The organism is Aestuariivivens insulae, assembly GCF_022662195.1.
Lineage (GTDB): Bacteria > Bacteroidota > Bacteroidia > Flavobacteriales > Flavobacteriaceae > Aestuariivivens > Aestuariivivens insulae.
Map to the genome: position 1 here is coordinate 49,898 of NZ_JAKMCS010000013.1, position 11,628 is coordinate 61,525.

Below are 11,628 nucleotides of genomic sequence, written 5' to 3' on the forward strand. Positions count from 1 at the left end.
TTATTATTGTTTAATCAGTTTTTTGGTTATTTTACCTTGAGAGGATTGCAAATTCATTATATATACGCCCTTGGCTATTGAGGATACATCTATTTCATTAATCCCAGAAGTTAAATGCCCCTTAAGCATTTCTTGCCCCTGAATATTTAGTAAGTTATATTCAGTATTTGCAAAAGGTTCAATAAATAAGCTATGCTTTGTAGGGTTGGGATAAATAGAAATATTGGATGGATAGAAATCATCAATCCCTAGTGTGCAATCTGTACTGTAATATTCTGATCCGTTAATTCTCCAGTCGTCGGCAATCGTTTTATTATTGGCATAGGTTACATCATCTACTTGTATACAATTTAGGCTGGGATTATCATCGGCCCACATCCACATTAAATTGGAATTGTTTCCATTTTTTAAGTTAAGCGTTGTTAGCTGATTTTGATTGCAATAAAACTGGTATAGGTTTGGCAACATGCTCACATCTGCTTCTGTAAATTGGTTAATACCTATGTCCAAATTTACCAACGCAGTATATTCATTATAATTTAAAGAAGATAAATCCATGTTATAGGCCCATAAAGACTCTAATGCTGTTTTATTACTTGGCAAAGTTAATGTCGATAATGATGTATTGTTTCCTGGTTCAACATAAACCAAAACAGAACTATTGGTTAAATCTAAAGTAGTAAGGTCGCAATTCCAAAGACCAAAATCTATCAAACCTGTTAAGCTTAACGTATTATTCAAAGTTGTTAACATTGGACTGTTATTGCAATACAAGTATTTAAGAACAGGGTTATTAAATGTAATTGATGTCATGACGCTATTATGATGGCAGTAAAGCTCTTGCAATAAACTACAGGAGGAAACATCTAAACTTATCAAACTATTATACTGGCATTCCATATAGGTCAACCCAGTACAGCCTCCTAAATTCAAACTTGGAATCATATTGTTATTGCAATAAATTTCAGATAGATTAGATGGATCTGGAAGGGTTAGGCCACTTAAATCATTATTACTACAATCTAAATAAAAAAGCAAGTTATTATTGGCCAAGTTCAAAGTATTTTGTAAACCACTACTAGGAATATTCAAACTATAAAGATTTTCATTGTTTGAAACATCCAGGCTGGTCAAACTATCACAATTAACACAATCAATTGTAATCAAGGATGTGGTATCGGGCAAGGTTAAATTGGTCATATTAACACAACTGTCACAATTAAGGGTAACTAAGGATGTATTATTCGTTAGATCTAACATAGACAGATTGTTATCTTTACAATTTAAAGTCTGTAACAGAGCATTATTGGAGAGATCAAGACTTGTTAAACCGTTACGGTAACAGTCTAAAAAGGTTAAAGCTGTATTGTTTGCAAGACTTAGATTGCTTATTGAATTGTCATAAACATCCAAATACTGTAAATTAACATTGGCATCTACGTTTAAACTGCTAACATTACCATATTTAATATCAATTTTTGTTAGTGCCGGATGTGCGGAAACGACATCTACATTAGTTATACTTGGCCCTTGACAAATCAATTCCAAGAGGTTATCCCCATTAGGTAACATCAAAGTTGAAAAGGAGTTAAACGAACAATTAAATGTTTGTAATGCTGCAAAATCTTCAATTCCCGTTAAGTCTGCAATACTCTTGTTGTTAATGCTCAGAGAGGTGATTCCATTTATATTTGATGTTAAGACCCGGCCATCTGGACTTCCTGAATCGTGACCCAAATCTATTAAGGCCTGCTCAAAATTAGCATCGGGAATACATGTATAGCCTGCAGCAGGACATTGTGCCGAAAGCATATAAGTAGCAAATAATAGGGCGACGAATAGGCATAATCGTGTTTTCATACTAAAGTGGCTTTTAAAAGATTAAAAATGACCACAACAAGAGTATCCGTACAAAAACGTTTATTTGAGACCGCTAGTAATCAGAATATAACAGTTATTGAAAGAGAATCCCTAATTTAGTAAATATCAAAGACTTACACAAATAAATTCTGCATACAAAAAAAGCGAGCTAATTAGCTCGCTTTCATAATCTATATGGCATACCATAAATTAAATATGCAGTGCTCTATCTTCAGTTGCTGCTAAAGCCGCTTCCTTAATGGCTTCGGTGAAGGTAGGATGTGCATGTGACATACGGGAAACATCCTCTGCACTTGCACGATATTCCATAGCCACAACCGCCTCAGCAATCATATCTGCTGCCCGGGCACCAATCATGTGTACCCCTAAAATTTCATCGGTGTTTTTATCGGCCAAGATTTTCACAAAACCATCCAAGTCCATACTTGCTCTACTTCTACCTAAAGCACGCATTGGGAAGGACCCAGTTTTATATGCTACACCAGCTTCCTTTAATTGCTCTTCAGTTTTACCAACGGCAGCAACTTCTGGCCATGTGTATACAACACCTGGGATTAAGTTATAATCTATATGTGGTTTTTGTCCTGCTAAAGTTTCTGCAACAAATACGCCTTCTTCTTCAGCTTTATGGGCTAACATAGCGCCTTTCACCACATCCCCAATAGCATAGATGTTTGAAGCGCTAGTCTGTAAGTGGTCGTTAACTTCAATCTGTCCCCTTTCATTTACTTTTACACCGGCTGCTTCGGCATTTAATCCATCTGTATATGGGCGACGACCAACAGATACTAAACAGTAGTCGCCTTTAAACTCTACTTCTTCCCCTTTTTTGTTATCTGCCTTAACAATAACTTCATCACCTACACTTTCAACAGACTTTACTTTGTGGGACGTATTGATTTTAAACTTGGACTTTTTCAATACTTTATTAAGCTCTTTGGATAAACCGGCGTCCATAGTTGGGATAATCCTGTCCATAAACTCAACCACGCTAACTTCTGCTCCCAAACGTTTATACACTTGGCCTAACTCCAATCCAATTACGCCCCCACCAATAACAATTAGGTGTTTAGGAATTTCTTTAAGTTTTAAAGCTTCGGTAGACGTAATGATGCGCTCTTTGTCAATATTGATAAATGGTAAGCTCGATGGTTTACTTCCTGTTGCTATAATGGTGTTTTTGGCTTCTATCTCGGTCGTTTTGTCTCCTTCAATAGTGATATGCGTAGCATCTTTAAAACTTCCAAGGCCTTGGTAAACATCTATTTTATTTTTTTTCATTAAAAAATCAATCCCTCCGGTAGTTTGATCGACCACCGCTTGTTTACGGGCTATCATTTTTTCCAGATTCACCTTAACATCTCCAGGGATTTCAATACCGTGCTCTTCAAAATGTTTCACGGCATCTTCGTAGTGATGGGACGAATCTAATAATGCTTTACTTGGTATACACCCTACATTTAAGCAAGTACCTCCTAAGGTTGAATATTTTTCAATTATTGCAGTTTTCATGCCCAATTGTGCGCAACGAATGGCTGCAACATATCCTCCAGGACCAGAACCTATAACGGCTACATCGTATGAACTCATATTTCAAATTTGAATTTTAAAAAATCGAAAATCAAAAATACAAATGTTTTACGGGAAGACAAGCAAAACAACCGTTTATAATACCCCTTTTCAAATTTTTATATAAATATCAATTATCGCTTTCAAAAACACAAAGTTTGAAATTATAGCAATTAATTCCTTCATTTTTTGTATTTTAATACTTTAACCCATCACTAAAACATTTACATCATGGAAGATCATATTTACAAAATTGTTGAGATTGTTGGCACTTCGGAAACATCAAGTGATGATGCTGTAAGAAATGCTTTAAAGAAAGCGTCACAAACCATTCAAAACCTTCGTTGGTTTAAAGTTATAGACTCTAGGGGTAGCATCAAAGACGGTGATGTTCAGCATTGGCAAGTCACCATTAAGCTGGGCTTCACGATGAAATAATATTTCAACTCGTTGTGCATTTTGATGAAATTTTGTAAACCTGCCCGTCCGGCTGTTAAGAATTTTAGGTTTTGAATTAGTTCTCGATACGTCTCGCCTTTGGCGGACACTCGAACTGACATTTTTTAAACTGGTTTGACCCAAAATGCACAACGGGTTATTTCAATTTAAAGCATTCTTGGGGCAACAAGATTTAAGATTTAGATTTTGTAAGCCACCAAGGTGAGTTCTGGTTCTTTTACAGTTAAGGATTTTACTTTATCATTTTCAAACTGAAAGCTTATAGAAACCGAAGGAAACTTGTTATATCTAAACTCATAACCCTTGACTTTGTATAAAGCACCTCCAAATTTACCTATGGCGCCTAATGTTAGCATCTTGCGCATATTCAGTTTAACCGAAAAACCTTCATGGGTACCATCACCATATTTATAATCTCCTAAAAATATCTCTTTATCAACGGTAAGTTCCGGAAATTTAGTGCCGCTGGCATTACCTAAACCTTCTAAATAGTTTATTAGCTTCTTTGAATCTGAGATTTCATTTGAAGTCATTTTTGCCTGCATCCTCGAACCTGCTTGGGCATGTTCAAGTAAACTAATTCCGTGTGGCCCGTAGTTTTCTTGTATTCCAGGATAAAACTCCACCATAGATTTAATGGCTTCATATGCCCCCAAAGTGGCAAAAGTAAATATATTGGCTTTAGCCCCCTTACTTAGTAAATACGTAATAATGTCTCTTCTTCCCACATGAGATGCCGCCCCAATGGCAGACTCCCAATCGCCAAACCCCCAATCCCAAGTAGCCCTAGATAGCTCAGGACGTTTATCTACTAATTGCCTAACCCTGTCTAAATCGAAATGGGACTTATCCACCACTTCACTCACAACGTCATCGTCAATGCCTGGGTAACGGTTAGGCAGGCCTTCTTTTATTGGTTTATTTTCAAGCTCTTGAATGTTCGTAGCATATAAGACACTTGGAACCGAAACGGCCAAAACTCCAAAAATTGAACTTTTAACCAATGCCCTTCTTGATATATGATGTGCTTTCATTATCTTTTATTTCAAGTAATATAAGCCAATCTATCACTATGGGAAAAAACTTTAACATTGTATTATGTTAAAACATAAAAGCTTTGTTTAATGAAAATAATTAGTTTGAAGTTTAACTTCATAAAATTGTTTAGTTTTGTGAGCCATGCAAAAGACCATAAACATACAAAACAAAAAAGCCAGGTTTCAATATGACATACTAGATAAGTATACGGCTGGCATTGTGTTAACAGGTACTGAAATTAAATCCATTAGAAATAGCAAGGCATCTATTGCCGAAAGTTTTTGTGAGTTTAATGATCGTGGTGAACTATTTGTCGTTAACATGACCATTGAAGAATATCTTTACGGCACTTACTACAACCACAAACCTAAAGCTGTTAGAAAGTTATTGCTTAACAAAAAGGAACTTAAAAAACTAAATAAAGAAGTACAGAATACTGGACTCACCATTATCCCCTTACGGTTATTTATTAACGAAAAAGGTTATGCTAAACTTGACATTGCTTTAGCAAAAGGTAAAAAACTCTACGATAAGCGCGAAACCATTAAAGACCGCGACAACAAACGCAACCTAGATAGGATAAAGAAAATCTATAAATAATTTGTAGGTTTGCTATTGTCTGTTTTATTTGTTTAATTTTAAAAGTTTAAAATTATCACTATGCAAAAACTATTTACATTTCTATTGGTATGCTGTTTAACCATTGTTAGTTATGCACAAGAAGAGACCAATGACGAAAAGCCTAAAGAACTAGCTTTGGATACTACAGCTGTGTTAACCATCGATAAAACCATTAAATCTTTATATGCTGCTATTTCTGGCGAAAAAGGAGAAGCACGCCATTGGAAACAGTTCAACTACCTCTTTAATCCCAATGCCAAATTAATTCCTACTGGGAAAGACGAGTTTGGGGAATACAAAGTACACTACATGTCGCCCCAAGACTATAAAAAAAATTCAAAAGACTGGCTTGAGGAACATGGTTTTATAGAAAAGGAAATTTATAGAAAAACAGAGGTCTTTGGCCCAATAGCCCATGTGTTCAGTACTTACGAATCGTATCATAGTGCAACCGATGAAGAACCCTTTATGAGGGGCATTAACAGCATCCAGTTGTTTTATGATGGAAAACGCTGGTGGATTACCAATATCTCTTGGTCCCAAGAATCAAGACTGAATCCTATTCCAAAACAATACTTACCTTAACCAAATATTAATCTAAAACTTAAATTAATAATGTGTAAATCATTAAAAACAAACATGTTATTAAAGTTATTTGTTTTTTCTTTAATAACCCTATCTACCAACGCCCAAGAACCAACCGTTCCTATTTTTAAAGATGGTGAGGCTCAAATTGTAGATGCCTTCAATACCCCTGAAAAATGGATACGTCACGACTTATTTGTTGAAACCACTTTTGATACCGATGGCGATGGAAAACTCGATCGTATGCATGTGGATGTCACAAGGCCCTACCAAACCGATACTGAAGGCTTAAAACTTCCTGTAATTTACGAGTCCAGTCCATATTATGCTGGCGTTGCTCCAGACGTAGATGGACTCTTTTGGGATGTTAACCATGAGCTTGGACAAATGTCCCCCAAAGAACGTGTACACCCAGAAGTTGTGCGCACGGGCGAACGTCCTATCATCTCTAATTCACAAATAACGACATGGGTACCAAGAGGCTATATTGTTGTGCATTCTTCATCGCCGGGAACTGGCCTTTCACAAGGATCGCCTACAGTAGGTGGTGACAATGAATCCCTGGCGCCTAAAGCAGTAATCGATTGGTTAAACGGACGTGCCAAAGGCTACACAGAACCTTATGGTGGTGAGGAGGTAAACGCTTACTGGAGTACTGGTAAAGTAGGTATGACAGGCACATCGTATAATGGTACCATTCCATTAGCTGCTGCTACAACAGGTGTTGAAGGTTTGGAAGTTATTATTCCTGTAGCTCCTAACACGTCCTATTACCACTACTACCGTTCTAACGGATTGGTACGCTCTCCCGGAGGATACCTAGGAGAGGATATTGATGTTCTATACGACTTCATTCATAGTGGTGATGAATCTAAACGTGCTTATAACAATGCCAAAATTCGAGATACCGAAATGAAAAATGGTATGGATAGAATTACTGGCGATTATAATGCATTTTGGGCGAAGCGCGATTACCTTAAAGATATGGGGCCCATGAAAGCCGCCTTATTGATGTCGCACGGTTTTAACGATTGGAACGTCATGCCCGAGCACAGTTATCGCATCTACAAAAAAGCCAAGGAAATGGGGCTAGAAACAGCTATATACTACCATCAATTTGGTCATGGAGGACCACCGCCGGTAAGCATGATGAACAAATGGTTTACCCACTATTTACATGGAATTGACAACGGTATAGAAAATGAATCGAATAAGGCATGGATTGTTCGTGAAGATGATAAAGTAAGTGAACCAACACCTTATGCAGATTACCCTAATCCTGATGCTGAAGATGTCACATTACATCTAGTAGCCGGAGCACCGGAAATAGGAGGCTTATCGACTATAAAAGTTCCCAACCAAGAAGCTGAAACGCTAATTGACAACTATTCTTTTAATGGGGAAGCCTTAGCAAAAGCTGAAATTACCAGCCATAGGTTATTATATGTAACACCAAAACTGTCTCAGGACATCCATATTTCAGGGGCACCTAAAATTACGGTTAAACTAGCAAGTAGCAAACCAGCTGTAAACCTATCGGTATGGTTAGTATCCTTACCGTGGAATAAGGGTCGAAGCGCAAGAATTACAGATAATATCATTACCCGTGGTTGGGCAGACCCACAAAACCATGAATTGCTAACAAAAAGCGAACCTTTAAAAATAGGACAGTTTTATGAAGTAACGTTTAACCTGCAGCCAGACGACCAAGTAATTAAAGCTGGGCAGCAAATAGGTTTGATGATTTTTTCCAGTGATAAAGATTTTACATTGCACCCAAAGCCAGGGACAAAGCTAGCTATAGATTTAGATGGAACCAGTTTAAACTTACCAATAGTTGGCGGTAGTGACGCTTTTGAAAAAGCAACGAGCAACTAACATATGAAATCATGAAACCAATTGCATTTCTGCTATTATTTGTGTTATCCCTTTATTCCTGTAATCAAACCAAAAAAGACAACCAGGAGCAAATGGAGATTTGGAAAAATGAAGTTACCCAAACCGAACTGGATTTTTCTAAAATGGCTCAAAAGGAAGGAATGAACAAGGCTTTTTTGACTTATGTAGCGGATAATGCTGTGCTTTTAAGAAATGACAGCCTTATAAAAGGAAGAAGTGCCATTGCTGATTTTATGAAAAATTCAACCTCTAAAGGGCTTAAATGGTCGCCCGATTTTGTTGATGTTGCATCATCGGGCGACTTAGCTTATACATACGGTAAATACACATATACATACCAAGACTCTACTGGTGCAGAAAAAATGTCATCAGGCATTTTTCATACCGTTTGGAAACGACAAAAAGACGGCTCCTGGAAATTTGTTTGGGACTAAAGCAAGTAGGTTTACAGCAAAGAATGAATCCCATTTCACAAATAATAGAGTCCCTTAATAACGAATATTTATGGGATAACACTGTCGTGCTAAACCGAAATGACTTCTTAGCCGAAAGTGGAACTATCAATACCAACTTATATTGGGTTGTTGAAGACAGTTTTAGAATTTATGTTATTGAAGAACACGAAGAGCAAACCATTAGATTTGGCTATAAAAACAATTTAATCGCTGCTCTTGATTCATTCTTAAATGAAAAACCTACCGATTTTTACATCCAAGCCTTAAAACAGTCTACCGTTAAGGTATTGAACAAACCCAAATTTATGGACTTTATTAGGTCCTCTTCAGAAAACACAAAAATTTGGCAACTTATGTTAGAGCAATTTGTACTTCAGCAAATGGAACGTGAGCGTGATATTTTAACGGCATCCCCTATCGATCGCTACAATCGTGTTTTAAAAAGAAGTCCTCAATTATTCCAAGAAATCCCCAATAAGTATATTGCTTCTTATTTGCGTATGACCCCAGAAACGCTTTCTCGAATTAAAAAATCTTAATTTCAATCAATTTTTGAATCCGCTTAATTTTCAATCTTTGCAGAAAGAATACCCATGAAAATAAAAGCAGACACCTTTATATTTGAATTAATCAATTTAACCAAGGGGCATATCGACCAGGCAAAAGCTTTATATCAAAATAAAGTAGACAAACTCAACTGGAAAGCTAACGACAGCACATGGAGCGCCTTAGAATGTTTAGAACACTTAAATAGATATGGTGATTTTTACTTGCCCGAAATTGAAAGATGCATTGACAAAAGCCAAGTAGCACCGGAAACCTACTTTAAACCAGGGCTATTAGGGGATTATTTTGCCAAAAGCATGCTTCCCAAAGAAAAACTGAACAAAATGAAAACCTTTAAAAGTAAGAACCCTAATGGCAGTAAGCTGAACCACAGCACCATTAGTCGCTTTATAGAACAGCAAGAACAAATGCTAAACCTTTTAAATGAAGCAAAAACCATTAACCTGAATAAGGTAAAAACCGCAACTACACTGGGAAAGTTAATTTCTTTACGATTAGGCGACACCTTTAGAGTGGTAATCAATCACAATATAAGACACTTATTGCAGGCTCAAAATGCACTCGATAAAGCAAAGACCCAACCTAATTAGTTCTTATCCCCCAATAAAGGTACAAACCGAAACTCACCGTATTCGTGCTGTTCAAACTCCTTGGGACCTTTTCTAATAAAAAGGGTCATGATCTGTACATCATCCCCCACAGGAATAACGAGCCTACCTCCTATTTTTAATTGAGATAATAATGGCTTGGGAACAAAAGGAGCTCCAGCAGTTACAATAATGCCATCAAACGGAGCCTCTTCTTTAAGTCCAATGTAACCGTCTCCAAAAACTAGCTTTTTGGCACGATATCCTAGTTTGGGCAAAAACTTACTGGTTTTTTTAAACAGTTCATTTTGGCGTTCTATGCTATACACGCGAGCGCCCATCTCGCAAAGCACAGCCGTTTGATAACCACTCCCCGTACCTATTTCCAAAATTTTGTCATTAGGCTTGATTTGCAACAATTCCGTTTGGAAAGCTACAGTAAAAGGTTGTGAAATTGTTTGGTCTGCAGCAATAGGAAACGCCTTATCTTGATAAGAATGATCCAAAAAACTAGAATCCATAAACAAATGTCGGGGAATTTTACCTATAGCCTTTAAAACCTTTTCATCTTTTATTCCTTTGCTTTTCACTGTATTAACCAGTTGCTGGCGTAATCCCTTATGTTTAAAAGTATCTTTCAATGTTTGGTGTGGTTTGGTTGTCCAAAATTAATTAAACATTTGAAAGCCCGAAACAATTTATAGGTAATTTATTTTTAATAAAATTCAATTAAAAAATTCACTCTAATTACCTTATTTTTCTTCTGTAAAAGAACTAAATTTTGTGATTTATTAGATACAAAATTTAGTTTTACCTCAGTAACCATACTTCGACGTCGCTCAGTAACCATACTTCGACGTCGCTCAGTAACCATACTTCGACGTCGCTCAGTAACCACCTCGTTAGTACATATAATTTTTTTCATTTGTTTTGTAAATTTCAAATGAAAAAATTCATGTACTTTTGTTGAAAACGTAACAATTATGCTAAACGCAGGAGTTCTTGGTGCTGGTCACCTTGGAAAAATTCATTTAAGACTTCTTAAACAATCAAAAAAATATAATCTGGTAGGGTTTTATGATGCCGATGAAGCTAACGGAAAGCATGTAGAAGAAGAATTTGGATATAAATTCTTCAATTCCATCGAGGCTCTTATTGATGCTGTAGATATGGTAGATATTGTAACACCTACATTATCGCATTACGAGTGTGCCAAACAGGCCATAGCCAAAGGCAAACATATTTTTATTGAAAAGCCCATTACCAACACCGTCGAAGAGGCAGAACACATTAGGCAACTATTGGCTGAAAACAACCTTCGTGGTCAAGTAGGTCATGTAGAACGTTTTAATCCCGCTTTTGTTGCGGTTAAACACGACATTAAATCACCCATGTTCATTGAAACGCACCGTTTGGCCGAATTCAACCCTCGTGGAACCGATGTGCCTGTTGTGCTGGATTTAATGATTCATGATATCGATATTGTTTTAAGCATTGTAAAATCTAAGGTAAAACATATTTCAGCCAGCGGTGTTGCTGTAATTAGTGATACTCCAGATATTGCCAATGCCCGTATTGAATTTGAAAATGGCTGTGTTGCCAATTTAACGGCCAGTAGAATTTCACTAAAAAAAATGAGAAAAGCACGATTCTTTCAAAAGGACGCTTATATATCGGTAGATTTTTTAACCAAAAAATGTGAAGTGGTTAAAATGAAAGATGCTCCCGAAACCCCAGGTGATTTTGATATGATCCTACAAAACGCTGAAGGCATTAAAAAGCAAATCTATTTCGATAACCCAAAAATTGAAGATACCAATTCTATTTTGGATGAACTGGAAACTTTTGCCGATGCCATAAATAATGATACCACACCCGTTGTAACACTTCACGATGGCACTGAAGCCTTACGTGTTGCAACCCAAATAATAGATTGTTTTTAATTAGCCATGAATCTACCTCTCATA

The 11,628-nt window shown here is 36.7% G+C and carries 12 protein-coding genes; 8 read left to right on the forward strand and 4 right to left on the reverse strand.

What is annotated here, in order from left to right:
* Positions 1 to 3: 3 nt before the first annotated feature.
* Entirely contained in the window at positions 4 to 1,860 is a 1,857-nt protein-coding gene (locus MR062_RS14195; protein WP_242205424.1) for a T9SS type A sorting domain-containing protein, read from the reverse strand.
* Between the two features lie 210 nt (positions 1,861 to 2,070).
* Entirely contained in the window at positions 2,071 to 3,471 is a 1,401-nt protein-coding gene (gene lpdA / locus MR062_RS14200) for a dihydrolipoyl dehydrogenase (protein WP_242205425.1), read from the reverse strand.
* A 210-nt stretch (positions 3,472 to 3,681) separates the two neighbouring features.
* On the opposite strand from lpdA, the gene MR062_RS14205 reads away from it, so the two are divergent.
* Positions 3,682 to 3,888, forward strand: a complete 207-nt coding sequence (locus tag MR062_RS14205; RefSeq protein ID WP_242205428.1) for a dodecin — start codon at positions 3,682 to 3,684, stop codon at positions 3,886 to 3,888.
* 200 nt (positions 3,889 to 4,088) lie between these two features.
* Here MR062_RS14205 and MR062_RS14210 read toward each other — a convergent pair whose 3' ends face one another.
* Positions 4,089 to 4,943 carry a hypothetical protein gene (locus tag MR062_RS14210; protein ID WP_242205430.1) on the reverse strand — a complete coding sequence of 285 codons (855 nt, stop codon included), beginning with the start codon at positions 4,941 to 4,943 and terminating at the stop codon, positions 4,089 to 4,091.
* Between the two features lie 145 nt (positions 4,944 to 5,088).
* Here MR062_RS14210 and smpB point away from each other — a divergent pair, with 145 nt between their 5' ends.
* Genes smpB through MR062_RS14240 form a run of 6 tightly spaced genes read left to right on the forward strand, consistent with a single transcriptional unit; the run spans position 5,089 to position 9,664 of the window.
* Positions 5,089 to 5,547 carry an SsrA-binding protein SmpB gene (gene smpB, locus MR062_RS14215; RefSeq protein ID WP_242205432.1) on the forward strand — a complete coding sequence of 153 codons (459 nt, stop codon included), beginning with the start codon at positions 5,089 to 5,091 and terminating at the stop codon, positions 5,545 to 5,547.
* A gap of 60 nt (positions 5,548 to 5,607) precedes the next feature.
* Positions 5,608 to 6,153, forward strand: a complete 546-nt coding sequence (locus tag MR062_RS14220) for a hypothetical protein (RefSeq protein WP_242205434.1) — start codon at positions 5,608 to 5,610, stop codon at positions 6,151 to 6,153.
* Positions 6,154 to 6,207: 54 nt separating this feature from the next.
* Entirely contained in the window at positions 6,208 to 8,031 is a 1,824-nt protein-coding gene (locus MR062_RS14225) for a Xaa-Pro dipeptidyl-peptidase (protein WP_242205436.1), read from the forward strand.
* Between the two features lie 11 nt (positions 8,032 to 8,042).
* Complete coding sequence (locus tag MR062_RS14230; RefSeq protein ID WP_242205438.1) at positions 8,043 to 8,486, forward strand: YybH family protein; 444 nt, start codon at positions 8,043 to 8,045, stop codon at positions 8,484 to 8,486.
* A 23-nt stretch (positions 8,487 to 8,509) separates the two neighbouring features.
* Positions 8,510 to 9,046, forward strand: a complete 537-nt coding sequence (locus MR062_RS14235) for a Crp/Fnr family transcriptional regulator (RefSeq protein WP_242205439.1) — start codon at positions 8,510 to 8,512, stop codon at positions 9,044 to 9,046.
* Positions 9,047 to 9,100: 54 nt separating this feature from the next.
* Positions 9,101 to 9,664, forward strand: coding sequence for a DinB family protein (locus MR062_RS14240; RefSeq protein ID WP_242205441.1), 564 nt, complete (start codon positions 9,101 to 9,103; stop codon positions 9,662 to 9,664).
* On the opposite strand, the gene MR062_RS14245 is transcribed toward MR062_RS14240, so the two are convergent.
* Positions 9,661 to 10,302: a protein-L-isoaspartate(D-aspartate) O-methyltransferase gene (locus tag MR062_RS14245; RefSeq protein WP_242205443.1), complete on the reverse strand. Its 642-nt coding sequence runs from the start codon at positions 10,300 to 10,302 to the stop codon at positions 9,661 to 9,663. The genes MR062_RS14240 and MR062_RS14245 overlap by 4 nt on opposite strands.
* 342 nt (positions 10,303 to 10,644) lie before the next feature.
* Between MR062_RS14245 and MR062_RS14250 the strand changes: the two genes are divergently transcribed.
* The gene (locus MR062_RS14250) at positions 10,645 to 11,604 is read left to right on the forward strand and encodes a Gfo/Idh/MocA family protein (protein ID WP_242205445.1); all 960 of its coding nucleotides are present in this window, start codon (positions 10,645 to 10,647) and stop codon (positions 11,602 to 11,604) included.
* The last annotated feature ends 24 nt before the right edge of the window (positions 11,605 to 11,628 follow it).

Excerpts from the sequence above, each read along its gene's own strand:
- MR062_RS14235 (WP_242205439.1), top strand. The coding sequence starts at position 8,510 with ATGAATCCCATTTCACAAATAATAGAGTCCCTTAATAACGAATATTTA.
- MR062_RS14250 (WP_242205445.1), top strand. The coding sequence starts at position 10,645 with ATGCTAAACGCAGGAGTTCTTGGTGCTGGTCACCTTGGAAAAATTCAT.
- MR062_RS14230 (WP_242205438.1), top strand. The coding sequence starts at position 8,043 with ATGAAACCAATTGCATTTCTGCTATTATTTGTGTTATCCCTTTATTCC.
- MR062_RS14195 (WP_242205424.1), bottom strand. The coding sequence starts at position 1,860 with ATGAAAACACGATTATGCCTATTCGTCGCCCTATTATTTGCTACTTAT.
- MR062_RS14210 (WP_242205430.1), bottom strand. The coding sequence starts at position 4,943 with ATGAAAGCACATCATATATCAAGAAGGGCATTGGTTAAAAGTTCAATT.
- lpdA (WP_242205425.1), bottom strand. The coding sequence starts at position 3,471 with ATGAGTTCATACGATGTAGCCGTTATAGGTTCTGGTCCTGGAGGATAT.
- smpB (WP_242205432.1), top strand. The coding sequence starts at position 5,089 with ATGCAAAAGACCATAAACATACAAAACAAAAAAGCCAGGTTTCAATAT.
- MR062_RS14240 (WP_242205441.1), top strand. The coding sequence starts at position 9,101 with ATGAAAATAAAAGCAGACACCTTTATATTTGAATTAATCAATTTAACC.
- MR062_RS14225 (WP_242205436.1), top strand. The coding sequence starts at position 6,208 with ATGTTATTAAAGTTATTTGTTTTTTCTTTAATAACCCTATCTACCAAC.
- MR062_RS14220 (WP_242205434.1), top strand. The coding sequence starts at position 5,608 with ATGCAAAAACTATTTACATTTCTATTGGTATGCTGTTTAACCATTGTT.
- MR062_RS14205 (WP_242205428.1), top strand. The coding sequence starts at position 3,682 with ATGGAAGATCATATTTACAAAATTGTTGAGATTGTTGGCACTTCGGAA.